Below are 19,837 nucleotides of genomic sequence, written 5' to 3'. Positions count from 1 at the left end.
ACCAGCCCCACCCGCCTCGCACGTTCCGAAAGGCATTGCATGTCAACGCTTTTCAGCGATTATGATCTGCTGTCCGCGCTGTGGATGACGATCAAGCTGACGATTGCTGCGGCTATCGGTTCCCTCGTCGTGGGCACCCTGGTCGCCGTTCTGCGCATGTCGCCGGTGCCGATGCTGCGTTTCCTTGGCACCTCGTACGTCAACATCTTCCGCAACACGCCGCTGACGCTCATCATCCTGTCGTGCAACCTCGTGCTGTGGGCAAAGCTGGGTATCAACCTGGCTGACAGCAAGAGCCCCGACTTCTTCAACACGAACAACTTTCGCCTGGCGGTCGTCGGTCTCGTGCTCTACCACGCGTCGTACGTCTGTGAGTCGCTGCGTTCCGGTGTGAACACCATTCCGCTCGGGCAGGCCGAGGCCGCTCGCTCGATCGGTCTGACGTTCGGGCAGTCGCTGCGCGAGGTCATCCTCCCCCAGGCCTTCCGCGGCTCGATTGTTCCGTTGGGCAACGCCCTCATCGCCCTCACGAAGAACACGACGGTCGCCGTCGTCATCGGCGTGGCTGAAATGGCGGCAATGCTCGCAAAGGTCACCGAGGACGACCCGGGTCTGCTCAACCAGGCCTTCGTGGCCTCGGCGATCGCCTTCGTCCTCCTGACCCTGCCGACCGGACTTCTCGTCGGCCACCTCGGCAAGAAGTTGGCGGTGAAGCGATGAGCGCCGGAGTTCTCTTCGACGCGCCAGGCCCCAAGGCCCGCCGTCGTCACATGATCCTGACCGGGGTCGGTGTCCTGCTCTTGGCAGCCGTCCTCTGGGTCGTCTATAAGCGACTTGACGACAAGGGGCAGTTCACGGCCGCCATGTGGAAGCCGTTCACGGATCCTGAGCTGTGGAAGGAATACATCCTCCCCGGCCTCGTGGGCACGCTGAAGGCGGCCTTCGCCGGCATGATCGGCGCGACGATCTTCGGTGTCATCTTCGCGATGGCTCGCATGTCGCAGATCAAGCCCCTGAGCTGGGCCGCGGGTGTCATCGTCGAGTTCGGGCGCGCCGTCCCCGTCCTGCTCATGATGCTGTTCCTCTACGGCGCACTCACCCGCGGCGGCGCCGAGGACATCCACGCCTTCATCGCGACCGTCACGGCCCTCGTCATCTACAACGGTTCCGTGGTCGCCGAGGTCATCCGCTCCGGCGTCGACCAGCTGCCCAAGGGCCAGCGCGAGGCGGGTGTCGCGATCGGTCTGACCGACTCGCAGACGCTGCGTTCGATCCTGCTCCCCCAGGCTGTCACCGCGATGCTGCCGACGCTGATCAGCCAGCTCGTCGTCATCCTCAAGGACACGGCGCTGGGTTACCAGGTTCAGTACGGCGAGATGCTCTACAAGGGCAAGAACGCCTCGACGATCTTCGCCAACATCGTGCCGACGCTCATCGTCATCGGCACGATCTACATCCTGCTCAACTACGCGATCTCCAAGGTCGCCGTGCTCGCTGAGAAGTGGCTGCAGAACCGCGGCCGCGCAGCCGAGGACAGCGCTCAGGGCGGCGGCCCGGCGGGCGGCGTCACAGCCGGTGTGGCAGCGGTCGGGGCCCCCGGCGTCGACCTCGCCGTACACAACAAACAGGTGTAGGGCGATCCCTCGACGAGGCCCCCACGATCTGATCGCGGGGGCCTCGTTCGTACCTGTTCACCTGCCCGGAGAAGGGCAACGAAAAAGGGCCGCTTTCGCGGCCCTTCTCGTTGTGCTCCCCCACTTGGACTCGAACCAAGAACCCTCCGATTAACAGTCGAATGCTCTGCCAATTGAGCTATAGGGGAATGCTTGACCCAGCGGCCCGGGCTCTCACCCGAACGTTTGGCGCGCCGTAACTGTAGCAAAGGTTTCTCAGCCGTTCATAATCGCCTTGCCACCGGTTCAGCGCATGCCGGCCTCACGCAGTCGGTTGAGCTGAGTCTGCAGTTCGAACAGCCTCGCGCTGGCCGCGCGGGAGTCGTCGGCGTAACCGCTCGCGCCCGGGTCCAGACGGCGCAGGCGGCCCAGAGCGTCGGCGATCGCCGCGTTGAGCGCGCCCTCCTGCACGTTCTGGATGAGCGCCCCGACGTAGCGCTCGTCGGGGCGCCCCGTCGTCGGGTCGAGCTTCGTCGGCAGGTCGCGCACGACGAGTTCGGTGAGCACGTCGTGCAACTGCGGGTCGGTGCTCGAGCGAATGGCCTCGTTCCACGCCCCGATGGACGTCACACGTGACGGCCCGCCCGCCTTGATCGCAGCATCCAGGATGAACCGGTGCGCCGGTGCGCGAAGGTCGCCGGGGCGCAGTTGCTCGAAGACGGTGCCCTTCAACGACTCGGGGTACTGGAGCATCACCTGGAGCAACTGCCGCTCCCCCGCGATCGTCGGATCACGAGGATCCGGCTTGGGGATACGCGGACGCTCCGGCGCGACCGGGATGCCCGCGTCGGGGCGACTGGCTGTGTCGTTCTGCTGCTGCCCCTCAGGTGGACGCTGGGCCGTGGCACGCCGGTTCTCGTAGCGTCGAGCCGTACCGCCCTTGGGCGCGGTGCGAACGGCGGCGTTGAGCTGTTCGATCTCGACACCGATCCAGCCCGCCACCGTGCGCACGTACTCCGGACGCAACGTCGTGTCGCGGATACCCGCGATGATCGGCGCAACGGCCTTCATCGCCGATACGCGGCCCTCGGCGTGGTCGAGATCGAACCCGGAGATCGTCGTACGCACCGCGAACTCGAACATGGGCACCGCGTCGTCGATGAGGGCCTTGACCGCCTCGTCGCCGTGGCGCAGCCGCAGGTCGCACGGGTCCATACCGTCCTTCGCGACGGCCACGAACGACTGGGACGCCCAGCGCTGATCCTCCTCGAACGCCTTCATCGCTGCCTTCTGGCCGGCTGCGTCGCCGTCGAAGGTGAAGATGACACGGGCCGGCGTACCGCCGGCCTCGTCCCGCATGATGCGCCGCAACGACTTGATGTGGTCGACGCCGAAGGCCGTGCCACAGGTCGCAACGGCGTTGTCGACGCCGGCCAGGTGCGCCGCCATGACGTCGGTATATCCCTCGACGACGACAGCGCGGCGCTCACGCGAGATCGTCTTCTTCGCGAGGTCGAGGCCGTAAAGCATGTGGGTCTTCTTGTAGATCGGCGTCTCGCTCGTGTTGAGGTACTTCGCCTCGATGCGGTCGTCGTCGAAGATCCGGCGCGCGCCGAAGCCGACGGTGTCGCCCGTGATGTCACGGATCGGCCACACCACTCGCCCGCGGAAGCGGTCGTAGAGCCCGCGCGAGGACTGCCCCGCCAGACCAGAGGCCGTCATCTCGTCGGGGTTGAAGCCCTTGGCCTGGAGGTGCGCGACAAGAGCGTCACCGGAACGCGGCGCAAAGCCGACGCCGAAGTGCTTGGCGTGGGTGCCGTTGAAGCCCTTGGCCCGCAGGAAGTCACGCCCGGCGCGGGCATGCTCGCCCTTGTCGCCGATGAGCCGCTCGAGGTAGAACTCCTCGGCCACCCGGTGGGCCTCGACGAGACGCATGCGGCGCCCGGCCGGCTCGCGGTCGGGGCGCTCGCCGTCCTCGTAGCGCAGCTCCAAGCCGACCTTCGCGGCCAGACGCTCGACGGCGTCCGTGAACGTGAGGTGCTCGAGCTCCATGACGAAGGAGATGACGTCGCCCGACTGGCCACACCCGAAGCAGTGGTAAACGCCGACAGCGGGGCGCACGGTGAAACTCGGCGTCTTCTCGTCGTGGAACGGGCACAGACCCTTGAGCGAACCGGCACCAGCCCGACGCAGCGTGACGTGCTCGGAGACGACGTCCTCGATGTCCACGCGGTCCTTGACAGCAGCGATGTCCTCCGCCTTGATGAGACCGGCCACGTCGCTCCTTCCGGGATCTTCACGCGTCCCCTCAGTCTAGGCGCGAGGGGTGTTCGCCTGGCTCAGTGACTGTGGACGCCGAGGCGCACGGCCCGGGCGTCCGTCAGGCTCGCCACTTGGTCCACGACGACGCGCAGCGCCTCCGCGTCCGACGTGGCGTGTTCGATGTCGTCGAGGAACATCGGGTCCATGTCGTCCGGATGCTCGGCGAAGTGCGCCACGAGCGCCTCCACGACCTCACGCTGCCGTGTGTGCTGTTCGTCGCGCATCGGAGTGAACATGACGAAGTGCGCCGAGATTCCCTTGAGCACGGCCACCTGAGCGCGCACGTCGTCCGGGATGACGAGGCGTGCCTCGTAGCGCACGAGCGGGGCACTGCCGTAGCTCTCCCGCGTGGCGTCCTCGGGCGCTGCCGCGAAGCGTCCGACGAGGGTGCTCGTCATGTCCTTGAGAGCCGCGAGATCGCGGCGGGTGCCGTCGTACGTCGCCGGAAGGTCGTCACGCAGGACCCGTTCCAGCGCTTCGTCGAGGACTGCCTCCGGCAGGTCGGGCGCATACATCCGTGCGGCCACCTCGACGACAGCCGCCCGCTCCGCCGTGCCGTCGAGCGCCTTCAGGTCCAGGGCCTCGGCCGCGATGGCGTCCTCGACGTCGTGCACGCTGTAGGCCACGTCGTCGGCCCAGTCCATGATCTGCGCCTCGAGACACGTGCCGCCTTCCACACCGTCACGCACGAAGTCGAAGACGTCGCGATCGTCCTCGTACACCCCGAACTTGCGGGAGCCCTCGGGGCCGTGGCTGCGCCGCCAGGGGTACTTCGTCGACGCGTCGAGCGTCGCCCGCGTGAGGTTGAGCCCGGCAGGGCGCCCCTTCGGGGTCTGACGCTTCGCCTCGAGGCGTGTGAGGAGTCGGAACGTCTGGGCGTTGCCCTCGAAACCACCGATGTCGTCGCACAGAGCGTCGAGGACCTGCTCACCGAAGTGCCCGAACGGTGGGTGCCCCAGATCGTGGGCCAAACATGCGGCGTCGACGACGTCGCTGTTGCACCCGAGAGCGTCTGCCAGTTCGCGCCCGATCTGCGCCACCTCGAGCGAATGTGTCAACCGGTTGCGAACGAAATCGTCCGTACCTGCCTGCCACACCTGCGTTTTCGTCGACAACCGGCGCAAGGCCGCCGAGTGGACGATGCGCGCCCTGTCGCGCGCGAAGTCATCACGATCGGAGCGCTTACGTGTCAGATCCTCGACGACGTAACGCTCGCGGTCGGCGGCGGTGTAGGCGTTCAGCGAAGGGCCTCGAGCTGGTTGCGAAGGTCGGTGGCCCAGCCCTTGAGCCAGTCGCGGCGCATCTCGTTCCAGGCGTCTGCGATGAAGTCGCTGGGGAACATGATGCTCGACTCGTCCGGCAGGGAAAGACCCAGGTCGCGGCCGTCCGCATCGGTGATGACGCGCCACTCGAGGACGGACTCCAGCGTCAGCCACTGGCCGAGCGCGAAGCCGAGCATGGCGACGAACGGCGTCGGATCCTCACGCTCGTCCTCGTCCTGGTCAAGGACGTCGTCGACGTAGCTCTCGTACGCGCGATCGATGGAGCGCACATCCGTGACGTCGATGTTCCAGCGCGCAGCATCGTCGAGCCACTTGTCGAGCACCTCCTGCTCGGCCGGCCCCACGGGTTCGATGGTGATCTCGCTCATCAGCTGGCCCTCCCGTAGCGCACGCGAGCGCGCTCGCGCGCCTTGATCGCCTCGACCTCTCGGTCCTTCGGCGGCGCGTTGGTGACCAGGGAGTCGATGAGTTCGCGCGACGCCGCGGTGATCGCCTCGACGGCCGCCTCGTACGCGGCCTCGTTGGCGGCGGAGGGCTTGGTGGATCCACCGATCTTGCGCACGTACTGCAACGCTGCGGCGCGCACCTCGTCGTCGGTGGCCGGAGGCTCGAAGTTGTTCAACGGACGGATGTTGCGGCACATGCGCATAGCGTTGCACATTCCGCCCACTACGACGGCAGTCGAGCGGCCCCGCCCACTACGCTGAGAGCATGACTCGCCTCCCGCACCCCCTGGTCTCGGCCACGCGCCTGAAGCAGCGCCTCGACGCCGGTGAACCCATCACGCTGCTCGACGCGCGGTGGGTGCTCGGTGGCGAATCGCAGCGTCCTGCCTACGCAGAAGCTCACCTTCCCGGCGCACGCTGGGTGGAGTTCGAGGACGCCCTCACCGGAACGCCGGGCGACGGCGGAGAAGGTGGCCGTCACCCCATGCCGAACCGGAAGAGCTTTCAGTCGGCCATGCGCGCTGCCGGCGTGATGAACGACGTTCCGGTCGTCGTCTACGACGCCTCCAACTCCCTGGCGGCCGCCCGTGCGTGGTGGCTTCTGCGCTACTTCGGCAAGCTCGACGTCCAGGTCCTCGACGGAGGGTTCGACGCCTGGGTCGCCGCGGGTGGCGACGTCGTGCCCGGCGAGGACTCCGCCGCCGAGGAAGGCGACTTCGTCGCCACACCGAGCCATCTCACCGCCGTCGACGCCGAAGGTGCAGCCGACCTCGCAGACCGCCACCTGCTCATCGACGCCCGATCCCCCGAACGTTTTGCCGGCCAGAACGAACCGGTCGACGCCGTCGCCGGACGCATCCCCGGCGCCGTTAATATCCCCGCCCTGTCGAACGTCGGCCCCGACGGGCGCTTCCTGTCGACCGACGACCTCGCCATGCGGTTCACCGCCAAGGGCCTGCCCACGCACCAGCGCGTCGGCGTGTACTGCGGCTCCGGTGTTCAGGCCATGCACCTGGCTCTCGCCCTCGAAGTGAGCGGCGTGTTCCCGGACCCGGCCGTCTACGTCGGATCGTGGTCGGACTGGATCACCGATCCCGATCGTCCGGTCGAGAGCGACGCCTGGACCTGAGCCCCCGTTCCACCGACGAAACGGCCGTGGCCGCTCCCGACTGATCGGGAGCGGCCACGGCCGTTTGGCGTGCGGTGTGGCTCAGACGCGCTTGGGCAGGCCCAGGGTGACGTCGGCCTCGGCCTCGAGCTCGAGCGCCTTCTCCGGCTCGGCCTTCATGTCGGTGCCGAGCGTCGGCATGACCGAGCGCAGCTCGTTCTCCCACGTGCTCCACTCGTCCTTGAACGACGTGCGCAGGATGTCGAGCGCGATCGGCACTGCGGTGGACGCACCCGGCGAGGCGCCGAGCACGCCGGCGATCGAGCCGTTCGCCGAGCTGATGACCTCGGTACCGAACTGGAGCGTGCCCTTCGTGCCCGAAGCGGGCTTGATGATCTGCGCGCGCTGACCGGCGACGAAGAGCTTCCAGTCCTCGCTCTTGGCCGTCGGGGCGAAGTCACGCAGCGCCTCGATGCGCTTGGCCTGGTTGGCGATGAGGTCCTGCGCCAGCACCTTCGTCAGGCCGAGGTTGTCGAGACCGGCCGTCGCGATCGGCAGGAGGTTGTCACCGCGCAGCGACGCGAAGAGGTCGAGAACCGAGCCCTCCTTGAGGAACTTCGGCACGAGGCCCGCGAACGGGCCGAACAGCGCGGTGCGCTGGCCGTCGATGATGCGGGCGTCGAGGTGCGGCATCGACATGGGCGGAGCACCCTCGGCGGCCTTGCCGTACACCTTGGTGTTGTGCTTCGAGGTGAGCGCCGTGTTCTCCGTCGACAGGAACGTGCCGGAGACCGGGAACAGGCCGTAACCCTTGACCTCGGGAACGCCCGCCTTGCGCAGCAGCTTCAGCGTGTAGCCGCCGGCGCCGACGAGCACGAGCTTCGTACGGACCGTCTTGGCCGCACCGTCACGCAGGTTCTTGACCGCGACGTTCCACGTGCCGTCGGAGTTGCGCGAGATGTCGGTGACGTCGTGCTCGAGCTCCATTGAACCACCGCGGGCCGTGAAGTCGGTGAAGAGCTGACGCGTCACCGCACCGAAGTCGACGTCGGTACCGCTCGGGGCATAGGTGGCGGCGATCTTCTCACCAGCAGGGCGGCCCTCGATGAGCAGCGGCGACCACTGCTCGATCTGACCGTAGTCCTCCGAGTGCTCCATGTCGTGGAAGAACGGGTGCGCCGAGAGAAGACGGTGACGCTCACGCAGGAACTTCTGGTTCGCGTCGCCCTTGACGAACGACATGTGCGGCGTGTTGTTGATGAACGTCGAAGGCTCACGCAGAGCGCCCTCGCGCACGAGCGAGCCCCAGAAGGTCTTCGTCGTCATGAACTGCGAGTGGATGCCGATGGCCTTCGTGATGTCGACGCTGCCGTCGGGCATCTCAGGCGTGTAGTTGAGCTCGCACAGCGCCGCGTGGCCGGTGCCCGCGTTGTTCCAGCCGTTCGACGACTCCTTCGCCACGGCGTCAAGACGCTCGTAGACGCTCAGTTTCCACTCGGGGTGGACTCGCTGGATCATGGCCGCCAGCGTCGCGCTGACGATGCCGCCTCCGACGAGAACGACGTCCACGGACTCGGATGCGCTCTTCGCGCCCTCGTTGTTCACCCACATACCCCTTCACATCGCGTAGTCAGGCTCTCCCGACGACGATACTCGGCGGTCACGACCCGCGGCCACTCGGTGTGCACGCTGTGACGCGTTGCTCAGCCGCCGGAGTTCTCCGCCTCGGCCTCGGCGACCCACGCCGCCTGCTGCGCGGTGAGGTCCTGCGTGTCCAGCCACCCCTCGGGCAGGACGACGCGTCGCTCGCTTCCGGCGCGACCGCGCGGCCCCTCTGCGGGGGCTCCGGGCCACGGCTGGTCGAGGTCGAGGCTCGCGATGAGGTCGTCGAGCGAGGCGAGCGAATCGACGAGCGCCAACTGGTGGCGAAGCTGCGAGCCGACGGGGAAGCCCTTGAAGTACCAGGCGATGTGCTTGCGAATGTCGCGACAGCCCTTGACCTCGTCGTCGTAGAACTCGACGAGGTACTCGGCGTGACGACGCAGCGTGGCGCACACCTCTCCGAGACCGGGGTCGACTCGGGCGTCGGAGCCGGCGAAGGCGGCAGCGAGTTCGGTGAAGAGCCACGGACGACCGAGGCAGCCTCGTCCGACGACGACGCCGTCGCACCCGGTCTCGGTGACCATGCGCAGCGCGTCGTCTGCGGACCAGATGTCGCCGTTGCCGAGCACGGGGATGCTCGTCACCGTCTGCTTGAGGTCGCGAATGGCACTCCAATCGGCGTGGCCCGAGTAGGCCTGCGACGCGGTGCGCGCATGAAGCGCGACGGCGGCCGCGCCCTCGCCCTCGGCGATGCGGCCGGCCTCGAGGAAGGTGAGGTGGTCGGCGTCGATGCCCTTGCGCATCTTGACGGTGACCGGGATGTCGTACGGCGCCGCCTCGCGGATCACCGAGCTGACGATGCCGCGGAACAGCTCCGTCTTCCACGGCAGCGCCGAGCCGCCGCCCTTGCGCGTCACCTTGGGCACGGGGCAGCCGAAGTTGAGGTCGATGTGGTCGGCGCGTCCCTCGCTCGCGAGGATGCGGGCCGCGCGCCCGGCGTTGACCGGGTCGGTGCAGTACAGCTGGATCGAGCGGGGGTTCTCGTCGGGGTCGGTCTCGATGAGCTTCATCGTGATGGGGGTGCGCTCGACGAGGGCGCGCGAGGTGATCATCTCGCTGACGTAGAGCGACGTCGCACCGCTCGCCCCACCGGCCACGGCGCCCTCGGTGCCGTACTGACGACACAGGCGTCGGAAGGCCCGGTTCGTGATGCCCGCCATCGGCGCGAGCACGACCGGGGAGTCGATCGTGTGGCGCCCGATCTGCAGGGGCGCGAGAACGGGCGTGGCGGGGCGGTCGAGAACAGTCATCGCGTCCCATTCTCCCACCTCGCAGCGAGTGCCCCGAAAGCGCGAGCGCGGGCGTCCACTACGCTTGTTCGGTGCCCGAGAACGAGTCCACGAACGACCAGCGCCCCGAAGTCTCCGTCAGTACGACGCGCGCGAAGGTGATGCACGCGTCCGACCCCGCCGTCGGCGCGATGGCCCGCCTCCCCCAGGGCGCCGTCGTCACCGCGTTCGTCGTCGTCATGGTGATCGGCATCGTCTTCCGGGGCGTCATCGGCGCGATCTGCTTCGGCCTCGTCTCGCTCGTGCTGGGCTGGCTGCTCTACCTGTCGTGGAACCAACTGCGCCCCGTCGACCGCCTCGCGCGCGCTGCCGTCCTGTGTCTGACGGTGGCCGTCACCGTCGTCCTCGCCGTTCCCAAGTGAGCGATCTTGACAATGATTCTCACTTGAGGTGAGAATGGTTGTCATGCTTCGCACCTCACGCCTCAGCCTCGCCGCATCCGCCCTCGTCGCCACCACGGCCCTCACGGCCTGTGGTTCGGGATCGTCGAATTCGGGTTCGGGCGACAAGGTCGAGACGGTCGCGAGCTTCTACGCCCTGCAGTACGCCCTCGAGCGCATCGGCGGCGACCGTGTGGAGGTCTCCTCGCTGACGAAGCCCGGGCAGGAGCCGCACGACGTCGACCCCTCGCCCAAGCAGATCGCCGCGCTGGCAGAATCCGACCTCGCGGTCTACCTCAAGGGGTTCCAGCCGAGCGTCGACGCAGCCGTCTCCTCGAACGCAAAGAAGGACAAGACGCTCGACGTCGCACCCGACGCCGACATGACGCTCAAGCTGTCGTCGACCGAGAGTGTCGGCGGCGAGGCCCACGAGCACAGCGAGGGCGACGGGCACGACCACAGCGGGGACACGGACCCGCACTTCTGGCTCGACCCGGTGCGCTACAAGGCCGTCGTTCAGGCCGTCGGTGCGCGCCTGGCCAAGGCCGATCCGGAGGGCAAGGCCACGTACGAGGCGAACACGAAGAAGATGGTGGCCGACCTCGACGCGCTGAACACCGAGTTCAAGAGCGGCTTGGCGAACTGCACGAACAAGACCCTCGTCACGGGCCACGCGGCGTTCGGCTACCTCGCGAGCCGGTACGGTTTCACGCAGGTCGGTGTCAGCGGCGTCTCCCCCGAGGCCGAGCCCACGCCGCAGCGCCTCAAGGCCGTGGCCGCGTTCGCGAAGAAGCACGACACGACGACGATCTACTCGGAGACCCTCGTCTCGCCGAAGACCGCCGAGACGGTGGCCAAGCAGACCGGCGCGAAGGTCGCCGTCCTCGACCCGCTCGAAGGCCTGACCGACGCGAGCAAGGGTAAGAACTACTTCGAGGTCATGAAGTCCAACCTCACAACGCTGAAGCAGGGACAAGGGTGCAAGTGAAGGACGACAGTGAGCCGGTGATCCGGCTGCGCTCGGCCGCGTTCGGCTACGAGGGGCGGGCCGTCGTCAGTGACGTCGACCTCGACATCAACCACGGCGAGATCATCGCGGTGCTCGGGCCGAACGGTTCCGGTAAGTCGACGCTGATGCGCGGCGTGCTCGGCCTCAACGACCACGTGAGCGGCGAGGTGGAGCTCTTCGGCACGCCCGCGGCCGAGTTCAAGGAGCGCACGCGCATCGGCTACGTGCCGCAGCGACACACGCTCTCGGGGTCCGTTCGGGCGACGGTCGAGGAGATCGTCGAAGTCGGCCGGTTGCCGCACCGACGCTGGTACCAGCGCGCAAGCGCCGAGGATCGTCGTCTCGTCGCCGAGGCCCTTTCCGAGGTAGGCCTCGCCGACCGCGCGCTCGCCGACGTCTCCACGCTCTCGGGCGGTCAGCACCGTCGCGTCCTCATCGCTCGAGCGCTCGCCGCACAGCCGGACGTCCTCGTCATGGACGAACCGACGGCGGGCGTCGACACGGCCAGCCAGGAAGTGCTCGCCGAGGTGCTCCAGAGCCTCGCCGCGACCGGTGTCACCATGGTGATCGTCACCCACGAGATCGAAGCGCTGCGCGGCGTCATCACCCGCGTCGTCAAGGTGACCCATGGGCACATCTCCTTCGACGGCACGCCCGGCGAGTACGGGCAGCGGTTCGCCCGCACCATCTCCGACGACCACCTGCACGTTCCCGGCACTCACGACGCACACCACGACGCCGAGCACCACGTGCCCGGCCCGAGTTACGCCGTCGGACCGCTCGATCCGTCCCCACGCCACGAAGGAGGCCGACGTGGCTGAACTGTTCGCCCTCGACGCGATGCGTCACGCGCTCGTCGCGGCGCTGCTCGTCGGTGCTGCGGCGCCGGCGGTCGGCGTCTTCCTCGTCCAGCGCCGCCTGTCGCTCATCGGTGACGGCATCGGCCACGTCGCCCTGGCGGGCGTGGCCGTCGGTGTCCTCTTCTCGACGTCACCCATCCTGACGGCCCTCATCGCCGCCGTCCTAGCGGCGTGCGCCATCGAGTTCATTCGCCTGCGCGGCACGACGAACGCCGACGTGGCGCTGGCCGTCATGTTCTACGGCGGCATCGCGGCCGGCGTCGTGCTGCTGGCGCGCGCGGACAACGCGGGTCAGACGTCGATCAACCAGTACCTCTTCGGTTCGATCCTCACGACGGCCAGCGACCAGCTGTGGCAGTTCGGTGCCCTGGCGCTCGTCGCCGTCGGCGCGACGACGGTGCTGCGCAAGCGACTCTTCGCCGTCGCCAACGACGAGGAGTACGCGCGTGCCGTCGGTCTCCCCGTCGTGCCGCTCAACCTCCTGCTGTCGGTCCTCACGTCGGTGACCGTTGTGCTCTCGATGCGCGTCATCGGCCTGCTGCTCATCTCGGCGCTGATGATCCTGCCGAACGCGACCGGCCAGATCCTCGCCCGCAGCTTCCGCCTGACCACGGCGATCGCCGTGATCATCGGATGCCTCAGCGGCGTCAGCGGCGTCGTGTCGGCCTACTACCTCGACACCCCGCCCGGCGGAACGGTCGTGCTCGTGGCCGTCGGCATCTTCCTGGCCGCGTCGTTCGCGAGCGCCGTCGTGCGTTCAACTCGGGCGCGGCATGCGCGTCGGGTCACGCATCACGCGCACGAGCACCGAGAGGGATGCGGACACCCGACGGTGCGCCACGGTGACCACGTCGACTACCTTCACGACGGCGAGTACCACGCACCGCACAAGGACCACTGGGACGCTCACGCGCCCGCCGATGCCGCGCCGAGCCCGAGGAGGCACGATGTCGACGCGTAAGCCCACCCGCCAGCAGGCAGCCGTCAGCGCCAAGCTCGACGAACTTGACGACTTCACCTCAGCGCAGGAGTTGCACGCACAGCTGCGTGCTTCCGGCGAGACGGTCGGCCTCGCCACCGTCTACCGCACGCTGCAGAACCTCGCCGGCGACGGCACCGTTGACGTGCTGCGTACCGATGACGGCGAGGCGATCTACCGCAGCTGCGCGACGTCGAAGCATCACCACCACCTCGTGTGCCGCAACTGCGGACACACGGTCGAGGTGGAGGGCCCGACCGTCGAGCAGTGGGCCGATTCGGTGGCCGCGCACCACGGCTTCACCGAGGCGACACACCAGATCGAGATCTTCGGATTGTGCGCGCAGTGCTCGACGCGGAAGACGCACGTCTCGCTCTGACACCGCACAGCCTGCGCCTCGTCGGCGCGCGCTCGTCAGTCGATGAGGCCGTCGTCGTCGTAGATGCCACCGTCAGGGGCGTCGGGGTCGGCCATGAGCTGCGGGTCGTAGCCGGCCTTCGGCTTGGCGGCCTGCGCCTCGGTATTTTCGCTCTCAGCGGCGCTCACCGCGTCGACGGCGCCACCGTAGCGACGGTCGCGGCGGGCGTAGGTGTCGACGGCTTCCCAGAGCATTCGGCGGTCGAAGTCGGGCCACAGGGTGTCGAGGAATACCATCTCGGCGTAGGCACTCTGCCAGAGCTGGAAGTTGCTCGTGCGCTGCTCGCCGGAGCTGCGGACGAACAGATCGACGTCCGGCAGCTCCGGCGCGTAGAGGTAGCTCTGGATCGTCTTCTCGGTGATCTTCTTCGGCGACAGACGACCCGCGGCGACGTCCTCGGCCATGGCGCGCGTGGCGTCGACGAGTTCGGCGCGTCCGCCGTAGTTGACGCACATCTGCAGGGTGCAGACGGTGTTGTTCTTCGTGCGCTCCTCGGCGCGCTCGAGTTCGCGCACGACCGAGCGCCACAGGCGAGGCTTGCGGCCGCTCCAGATGACGCGCACGCCCCACGAGTCGAGCAGGTCGACGCGGCGACGGATGGTGTCGCGGTTGAAGCCCATGAGGAAGCGCACTTCTTCGGGCGAACGGCGCCAGTTCTCCGTCGAGAAGGCGTAGGCGGAGATGTTCTTGACGCCGATGTCGATGCAGCCGGCGACGACGTCGATGAGCATCGCCTCGCCCGCCTCGTGGCCCTTGGTGCGCGGCAGGCCTCGCTCGTTCGCCCAGCGGCCGTTGCCGTCCATCACCATGGCGATGTGCTGAGGAATCAACTCGGCCGGGATCGCCGGGGGCGTGGCCCCACTCGGGTGCGGTTCGGGCTTGATCGGCGTCACGAATGGTGTCCTTCCGAGGCGGTCGCGGGAGCGGCCGGACGAGCGGGGGCCGCGGCGATCTCGTGGTCTCCGCGGTCGACGTGGCGCAGCGAGCGTACGCCGTGTTCAAGGTGCCACTGTACGTACGCGGCGATGAGGGCACTCGACTGGCGGCGCGCGCGATCGTCGGTGGCGGCAACGCCGATCCAGTCGCCGCGCATGAGGGCGTCCATGAGGACGAAGGTCTCCGGCGCGGGTGCACTCGAACCCGGCGGGCGGCACTGAGGGCACACCGCTCCCCCGGACGCCACGTTGAACGAGCGGTGCGGGCCCGGGTCGCCGCAACCCGCGCAGTCGCGGAAGCTCGGCGTCCAGCCGGACGTCGCGACGGCACGCACGAGGTAGGCGTCGAGGACGAGGTAGGCCGGAATCTTGTTCTGCGCGAGGGCCGCCAGGGCTCCCGCGAGGAGGTTGAAGTGGGCGAGGACGCGCTCGGAATCCTCACACAGCCGGTCGGCCGTCTCGAGCATGGCGGCGCAGGCGGTATAGGCCGAGTAGTCCTTGGAGATGGCATCGCCGTACGGAGCGAGGATGTCGACCTGGGTCACGGTGTCGAGGTTGCGCCCCTCGTACATCTGCACGTCGGTGACCATGCCCGGTTCGAGGCGCGCCCCGAACTTCGACTTCGTCTTACGCACGCCCTTAGCGACGGCACGCTTCTTGCCGTGGTTGCGGGTGAGCATCGTGATGATGCGATCGGCCTCCCCCAGCTTGTGGGTACGCAGCACGATCGCTGCGTCGCGGTAGAGGGCCATGACTCCATTGTCTCGCGGGCGTCAACCCGGGGCGCGTGGGCGCGCCGTTGCCGGGTTGGGGTTCCGCTTCTTGGTGGCAGTTGGGGCAGGTGGTGACGGTTGTCCGTCACCATCTACCCCAACCGTCACCACCGGGCGGCCACCAGGTGCGCGCTCAGTCCTCCTCGATGTGCAGGGCCCCGGACGGGCAGCGCCCCACGACCTCGCGCAGGTGATCGGCGGAGGCCCCGTCGGGAGCGTGCTCGGGATTGATCCACGGTCGCTCGGACGTGTTGAAGACGCTCGGCATGCCCTCGACGCAGCGAGCGGCGTGTTGGCAGACCTCCCCCTCGAACGAAACGTCGACGATCGGGCCGGTGTAGGTCTTGCGTGTCACGACAACCTCCTCGGTCGGGTGTCGCTCTGCAGCGTATGCGACCCGAGACGGTCGGCGTTCAGTGCGCCAGCTGGTGAGGTTTGCTGCGGTTGGTGACGTTGCAACGTCACCAACCGCAGCAAACCTCACCAGCTGACCTCCGTCGCAGCTCTCCCATGCCATAATCGAACGCATGTTCGGAGGTTTACAGGGTTCACTGCTCGACCAGGTCGACGAGGTCGGCGTCCGCCCGCTCGCCGGCGCCGTACGTCGCACCGAGTTGTCGCGTGGTGCGTGGGTCGATCTGCGCCCGGGCTTCATCACCGGCGCTGACGAACTGTTCACGCGCCTCAATCTCGGCGGTAGCGCCGGAGTCGACTGGCAGGGTGAACGTCGCGTCATGTGGGAAAAGGAAGTGGAGACGCCACGCCTCCTGCGCTTCTACCGCGGCGACGAGACGTGGCCCGATCCGGTGATGCGTGAAGCACAGGATGCTCTGAGCCGTCACTACTTCCCGGAACTCGGGGAGCCCTTCACCACGGCGGGAATGTGCCTGTACCGCGACGGCCGGGACTCCGTCGCCTGGCACGGTGACAAGGAAGGACGCTCGAGCACGCAGGACACGATGATCGCCATCGTCTCGATCGGCTCACCGCGCACGCTCGCGCTGCGTCCGGTCGGAGGCGGCAACAGCCTGCGATTCCAGATCGGGCACGGCGACCTGCTCGTCATGGGCGGCAGCTGCCAACGGACCTGGGAACACGCGGTGCCCAAGACAACGAAGCCGGTCGGCCCGCGCATCAGCATCCAGTTCCGGCCGTACAACGTCCGCTGAAGGCACTCGTGCTGGGCGAACGTCCAGCGTCGCTGCATAGAGTCCACGCATGGACGCTGCACAGAGACTGATCCGGGGCCAGGAGCTCATGGACGCCGTCATCGCCGACACCGAGGCCATCCGCGCGCTCACGCGCGACCTGCCCGCCATGGGCGAGCGCTTCGACGCCGTCGACGCCGCCCACCACGAGACGTGGAGCGAGAACCCGGACGACCCGGGCGCGGTCTCGATGCCCGTCATCAGCGACGACTACCCGTGGGACATCGCGACGCCCCGCAGCAACGCGCTGCGTCACCTCGTGCGCACCGCCGCCGACCTGCACACCCAGGAGCGTGACGCGTGAGCACCGACGCAACGAACAGTTCAGCGAGTGAGCCTCTGAAGACTGGTCGCGATCAGAGCACCCTCGACGCCGTCGAGCACGACACCGCGCGCATCGCCCGGTTCACGAGCGAGCTGCGCACGATGGACGCCCGCTTCAGCGAGTTCGACGCGTACTACCGCGGCGCCTGGAGCACCGATCGTGACGACGAGGACGCCCCCAACCTGGCCGTCACCGGCGAGGACTACCCCTGGGACGCCCTCAACGACTACCTCGACGCCCTACGCGAACTCCTGCGTATTGGCACCGAACTGCAGACGCGCGAACGTCGTCCCTGATCTCGAACTGGCCCCCGGCCTCACGGCAGGCTCCCCCGCCCAGCGCCGGTCTCCTGCGACACACGACGGGCCGCCGACAGACATGACGAAGCGGGTGGAGCCCAGTACCTTCCCCGGTTACTGGGTTCCACCCGCCCACATGATTATGCCGTCAATCGCGCGCTGATGAGCACTTGCGCGATCACACGACCGCTCAGGCGTTCACCTTCGCAGCGTCACGCTCCGCGCGGTTGACCGCCGACAGGATCGCCATGAGCGAGGCCTTGACCGTCGACTCGTGGATGCCGACGCCCCACAGCACGCGGTCGCCGATGGCCACCTCGACGTACGCCGCAGCGCGCGACGCCTCGCCCGAGCTCAACGTGTGCTCCGAGTAGTCGAGCAGGCGCACGTCGACGTCGATGCTGCTCAGCGCGTCGAAGAACGCGTCGATCGGGCCGTTACCGGTGCCCGTGATCGTGAGCGGCTCCCCCGCGTCCGTGAGGCGCGCGACGATGTGGTCCTGGCCGTCGTCCGTCGACTCGAGCGAGTGACCGACCGGCGAGAAGCGGCCCCACGCGCAGTCACCCGTGCCCGTACCCGGCAGGTACTCGTCGGAGAACGTCTCCCACAGCCACTGCGGCGTCACCTCGCCGCCCGCAGAGTCCGTCCACTTCTGGACGACGCCCGCGAACTCGATCTGCAGACGACGCGGCAGGTCGAGGTTGTGCTCGCTCTTGAGCAGGTACGCGACGCCGCCCTTGCCCGACTGGCTGTTGACGCGCACGACCGCCTCGTACGAGCGGCCCACGTCGTGCGGGTCGACCGGCAGGTACGGCACGCCCCAGACGAGCTCGTTGATCGGCTTGCCCGTCTCCTTGGACTGACGATCCATGTCGTCGAAGCCCTTCTTGATGGCGTCCTGGTGCGAGCCGGAGAAGGCCGTGAAGACGAGGTCGCCGCCGTAGGGGTGGCGCTCGGGCACCGGCATCTGGTTGCAGTACTCGACCGTCGACCGGATCGTCTGGATGTCGGAGAAGTCGATCTGGGGATCGACGCCCTGGCCGAACAGGTTGAGGCCCAGCGTCACGAGGCACACGTTGCCGGTGCGCTCACCGTTGCCGAACAGGCAGCCCTCGATGCGGTCGGCGCCGGCCATGTAACCCAGCTCGGCCGCCGCGACGCCCTCACCCCGGTCGTTGTGCGGGTGCAGCGACAGGATGACCGATTCGCGGCGGTTGAGGTTGCGCGACATCCACTCGATCGAGTCGGCGTAGACGTTCGGCGTCGCCATCTCCACCGTCGCCGGCAGGTTGATGATCATCTTGTGGTCCGGCGTCGGGTCGATGACGTCGATGACCTCGTTGCAGATGCGTGCCGCGAACTCCAGCTCGGTGCCCGTGTAGGACTCCGGCGAGTACTCGTAGTACACCTTCGTCTCGGGGATCGTCTCCTCGAGCTTCTTGCACAGGCGCGCGCCCTGCAGCGCGATGTCGACGATGCCGTCCTGGTCGAGGTTGAACACGACGCGGCGCTGCAGCACCGACGTCGAGTTGTAGAAGTGCACGATCGCCTGCGGAGCACCCTTGATGGCGTCGAACGTCTTCTCGATGAGGTGGTCGCGGCACTGCGTCAGCACCTGGATCGTCACGTCGTCCGGGATGTGCCCGCCGTCGATCAGTTCACGCACGAAGTTGAAGTCGGTGTCGGACGCCGAGGGGAAACCGACCTCGATGTCCTTGTAGCCCATGTCGACGAGCAGCTTGAACATGCGCATCTTGCGCTCGGAGTTCATCGGATCGATGAGCGCCTGGTTGCCGTCACGCAGGTCGACCGCGCACCAGCGCGGGGCCTTGTCGATGACCTTGTCGGGCCACGTGCGATCGGGCAGGTCGACCTTGATCTGCTCGTGGAAGGGGACGTACTTGCCGATCGGCATCGTCGTCGGCTGCTGTGCGTGCATTTGGGTTTTCGCCTCACTGCGTTTCGTTGCGGGTGCCGGCCGAGCACCATTCAACTCCGCGGTGAGGATGGCCGACTATCTGGCCCCACCGCGGCATCGAAGAAGGAGGCTCACTCCCTGCGAAAAGCGCACGTCACCAACCTAAGCGTGACGGGGCGCACAGCGCCACCCCTCGAGACGACCGTTTCAGAAAACGGACAGCGTTGCGGCGGGCAGAGAGTGGGCGTCCCGTCAGCGGCGGATGTCGCTCGCGCGGCGGATGACGAGATACTTCTCGTCGAGTTCCTCGATGGAGTACTTGCCGATCGGCACCTCGGAGACGACGAGTTCCTCGTCGAGCGAGAACGGCGCGATGCGCGTCGTCACCTCGCGCACGATCTCGCCGTCACGCACGGTGCGGTAGGTGTTCGTGATCTCGACGCGCCCGTCCTTGACCGGCACCGTCTGACGCCAGCGCTCGTAGGTGTTGCGGCCCATCGTGGCGCTGGCCGACTTCACCATCTCCTCACCGGTCTCGACGACGCCGTACGCGCGGCTCATGAGGATCGGGGCGCCCTCCGGCAGCACCTGGGCCATGCGGTCCCAGAACGCCTGACGGGCCCGTCCGCCGAGGAAGTAGATGACGTTGAACAGCAGCGCGCCGCCGATCTGCTCGGGCATCCACGCGTCGAGGATGGAGTTCGGCACGACGGTCGTGCGCTCACGCAGTTCGGGGCGTTCGGCCACGCGCATCATGAGCATCGAGCGCATCCAGGCGTCGGGCTCGACGGCGATGAGCTCGGAGTCGGGGAACTGCTCGGCGAGGGCCAGCGTCGTCAGGCCCGAACCCGGGCCGATGTCGACGAGCGGCAGGTCAGGCTTGAAGCCGGCTGCCTCCCAGGGGATTCCGCCGACGTAGTCCGTCGCCGGATCGATCGGCAGACGCAGCGTGTCACCGAATTCGGCCCACGCCTCGTGATCCTTCATGTTGTCAGCCATCGTGTCGTTCA

General features: G+C 67.7%; 22 protein-coding genes and 1 tRNA gene. 11 read left to right on the top strand and 12 right to left on the bottom strand.

Annotation, left to right across the window (positions count from 1 at the left end; translation table 11 throughout):
* The first annotated feature begins 39 nt into the window (after positions 1 to 39).
* Positions 40 to 720 carry an amino acid ABC transporter permease gene (locus tag IM689_RS05300; RefSeq protein ID WP_193643168.1) on the top strand — a complete coding sequence of 227 codons (681 nt, stop codon included), beginning with the start codon at positions 40 to 42 and terminating at the stop codon, positions 718 to 720.
* Positions 717 to 1,634 carry an amino acid ABC transporter permease gene (locus tag IM689_RS05295; protein ID WP_193643167.1) on the top strand — a complete coding sequence of 306 codons (918 nt, stop codon included), beginning with the start codon at positions 717 to 719 and terminating at the stop codon, positions 1,632 to 1,634. Before IM689_RS05300 ends, IM689_RS05295 begins: the two co-directional genes overlap by 4 nt.
* A 115-nt stretch (positions 1,635 to 1,749) precedes the next feature.
* Here IM689_RS05295 and IM689_RS05290 read toward each other — a convergent pair.
* From IM689_RS05290 to IM689_RS05270, 5 genes are all read right to left on the bottom strand, one after another.
* Positions 1,750 to 1,822, bottom strand: a tRNA-Asn gene (locus tag IM689_RS05290).
* Positions 1,823 to 1,919: 97 nt separating this feature from the next.
* Positions 1,920 to 3,890 (bottom strand): DNA primase, encoded by a 1,971-nt coding sequence (dnaG, locus tag IM689_RS05285; RefSeq protein ID WP_193643166.1) that lies wholly within the window; start codon positions 3,888 to 3,890, stop codon positions 1,920 to 1,922.
* A 62-nt stretch (positions 3,891 to 3,952) separates the two neighbouring features.
* Positions 3,953 to 5,176 carry a deoxyguanosinetriphosphate triphosphohydrolase gene (locus IM689_RS05280; RefSeq protein WP_227484549.1) on the bottom strand — a complete coding sequence of 408 codons (1,224 nt, stop codon included), beginning with the start codon at positions 5,174 to 5,176 and terminating at the stop codon, positions 3,953 to 3,955.
* Positions 5,173 to 5,586: a DUF3806 domain-containing protein gene (locus IM689_RS05275; RefSeq protein WP_193643165.1), complete on the bottom strand. Its 414-nt coding sequence runs from the start codon at positions 5,584 to 5,586 to the stop codon at positions 5,173 to 5,175. Before IM689_RS05275 ends, IM689_RS05280 begins: the two co-directional genes overlap by 4 nt.
* Positions 5,586 to 5,861 carry a DUF2277 domain-containing protein gene (locus tag IM689_RS05270; protein ID WP_047312224.1) on the bottom strand — a complete coding sequence of 92 codons (276 nt, stop codon included), beginning with the start codon at positions 5,859 to 5,861 and terminating at the stop codon, positions 5,586 to 5,588. Before IM689_RS05270 ends, IM689_RS05275 begins: the two co-directional genes overlap by 1 nt.
* A 68-nt stretch (positions 5,862 to 5,929) precedes the next feature.
* On the opposite strand from IM689_RS05270, the gene IM689_RS05265 reads away from it, so the two are divergent.
* Positions 5,930 to 6,793 (top strand): sulfurtransferase, encoded by an 864-nt coding sequence (locus IM689_RS05265; RefSeq protein ID WP_193643164.1) that lies wholly within the window; start codon positions 5,930 to 5,932, stop codon positions 6,791 to 6,793.
* 81 nt (positions 6,794 to 6,874) lie between these two features.
* On the opposite strand, the gene mqo is transcribed toward IM689_RS05265, so the two are convergent.
* Together mqo and dusB are read right to left on the bottom strand one after the other, a co-directional pair.
* The gene (gene mqo / locus IM689_RS05260) at positions 6,875 to 8,377 is read right to left on the bottom strand and encodes a malate dehydrogenase (quinone) (protein WP_319803813.1); all 1,503 of its coding nucleotides are present in this window, start codon (positions 8,375 to 8,377) and stop codon (positions 6,875 to 6,877) included.
* Positions 8,378 to 8,475: 98 nt separating this feature from the next.
* Complete coding sequence (gene dusB, locus IM689_RS05255; protein ID WP_118912637.1) at positions 8,476 to 9,684, bottom strand: tRNA dihydrouridine synthase DusB; 1,209 nt, start codon at positions 9,682 to 9,684, stop codon at positions 8,476 to 8,478.
* Between the two features lie 71 nt (positions 9,685 to 9,755).
* Here dusB and IM689_RS05250 point away from each other — a divergent pair, with 71 nt between their 5' ends.
* Genes IM689_RS05250 through IM689_RS05230 form a run of 5 tightly spaced genes read left to right on the top strand, consistent with a single transcriptional unit; the run spans position 9,756 to position 13,330 of the window.
* Entirely contained in the window at positions 9,756 to 10,085 is a 330-nt protein-coding gene (locus IM689_RS05250) for a DUF6703 family protein (RefSeq protein ID WP_047312074.1), read from the top strand.
* Positions 10,086 to 10,128: 43 nt separating this feature from the next.
* Positions 10,129 to 11,091 carry a metal ABC transporter substrate-binding protein gene (locus tag IM689_RS05245; RefSeq protein ID WP_227484467.1) on the top strand — a complete coding sequence of 321 codons (963 nt, stop codon included), beginning with the start codon at positions 10,129 to 10,131 and terminating at the stop codon, positions 11,089 to 11,091.
* Entirely contained in the window at positions 11,088 to 11,933 is an 846-nt protein-coding gene (locus IM689_RS05240; protein ID WP_193643161.1) for a metal ABC transporter ATP-binding protein, read from the top strand. Before IM689_RS05245 ends, IM689_RS05240 begins: the two co-directional genes overlap by 4 nt.
* A complete protein-coding gene (locus tag IM689_RS05235) occupies positions 11,926 to 12,933 on the top strand; it encodes a metal ABC transporter permease (RefSeq protein WP_193643160.1) in 1,008 nt (335 codons plus the stop codon). Before IM689_RS05240 ends, IM689_RS05235 begins: the two co-directional genes overlap by 8 nt.
* Complete coding sequence (locus IM689_RS05230; protein WP_118912642.1) at positions 12,920 to 13,330, top strand: Fur family transcriptional regulator; 411 nt, start codon at positions 12,920 to 12,922, stop codon at positions 13,328 to 13,330. The genes IM689_RS05235 and IM689_RS05230 overlap by 14 nt, the downstream gene beginning before the upstream one ends.
* Positions 13,331 to 13,365: 35 nt before the next feature.
* On the opposite strand, the gene IM689_RS05225 is transcribed toward IM689_RS05230, so the two are convergent.
* From IM689_RS05225 to IM689_RS15000, 3 genes are all read right to left on the bottom strand, one after another.
* A complete protein-coding gene (locus IM689_RS05225; RefSeq protein WP_047312069.1) occupies positions 13,366 to 14,262 on the bottom strand; it encodes an isoprenyl transferase in 897 nt (298 codons plus the stop codon).
* Positions 14,259 to 15,056, bottom strand: a complete 798-nt coding sequence (recO, locus tag IM689_RS05220) for a DNA repair protein RecO (RefSeq protein ID WP_193643159.1) — start codon at positions 15,054 to 15,056, stop codon at positions 14,259 to 14,261. Before recO ends, IM689_RS05225 begins: the two co-directional genes overlap by 4 nt.
* Before the next feature lie 154 nt (positions 15,057 to 15,210).
* The gene (locus tag IM689_RS15000) at positions 15,211 to 15,432 is read right to left on the bottom strand and encodes a (4Fe-4S)-binding protein (RefSeq protein ID WP_193643158.1); all 222 of its coding nucleotides are present in this window, start codon (positions 15,430 to 15,432) and stop codon (positions 15,211 to 15,213) included.
* Between the two features lie 172 nt (positions 15,433 to 15,604).
* On the opposite strand from IM689_RS15000, the gene IM689_RS05210 reads away from it, so the two are divergent.
* From IM689_RS05210 to IM689_RS05200, 3 genes are read left to right on the top strand one after another with little or no spacing between them, the layout of a single operon-like run.
* Complete coding sequence (locus IM689_RS05210; protein ID WP_193643157.1) at positions 15,605 to 16,246, top strand: alpha-ketoglutarate-dependent dioxygenase AlkB; 642 nt, start codon at positions 15,605 to 15,607, stop codon at positions 16,244 to 16,246.
* A 49-nt stretch (positions 16,247 to 16,295) separates the two neighbouring features.
* A complete protein-coding gene (locus tag IM689_RS05205; RefSeq protein ID WP_193643156.1) occupies positions 16,296 to 16,589 on the top strand; it encodes a hypothetical protein in 294 nt (97 codons plus the stop codon).
* Positions 16,586 to 16,906, top strand: coding sequence for a hypothetical protein (locus IM689_RS05200; protein ID WP_193643155.1), 321 nt, complete (start codon positions 16,586 to 16,588; stop codon positions 16,904 to 16,906). The genes IM689_RS05205 and IM689_RS05200 overlap by 4 nt, the downstream gene beginning before the upstream one ends.
* A 193-nt stretch (positions 16,907 to 17,099) precedes the next feature.
* Here IM689_RS05200 and leuA read toward each other — a convergent pair whose 3' ends face one another.
* Positions 17,100 to 18,848 carry a 2-isopropylmalate synthase gene (gene leuA / locus IM689_RS05195; protein WP_193643154.1) on the bottom strand — a complete coding sequence of 583 codons (1,749 nt, stop codon included), beginning with the start codon at positions 18,846 to 18,848 and terminating at the stop codon, positions 17,100 to 17,102.
* Between the two features lie 231 nt (positions 18,849 to 19,079).
* Positions 19,080 to 19,826, bottom strand: a complete 747-nt coding sequence (locus IM689_RS05190; RefSeq protein ID WP_227484466.1) for a class I SAM-dependent methyltransferase — start codon at positions 19,824 to 19,826, stop codon at positions 19,080 to 19,082.
* Positions 19,827 to 19,837 lie beyond the last annotated feature (11 nt).

The sequence above is a fragment of the Dermacoccus barathri genome (genome assembly GCF_015070805.1).
Taxonomy (GTDB): Bacteria; Actinomycetota; Actinomycetes; order Actinomycetales; family Dermatophilaceae; genus Dermacoccus; species Dermacoccus abyssi.
The sequence above is the reverse complement of the archived record's forward strand: the minus strand, read 5'-3'. Positions and strand labels throughout refer to the sequence as shown.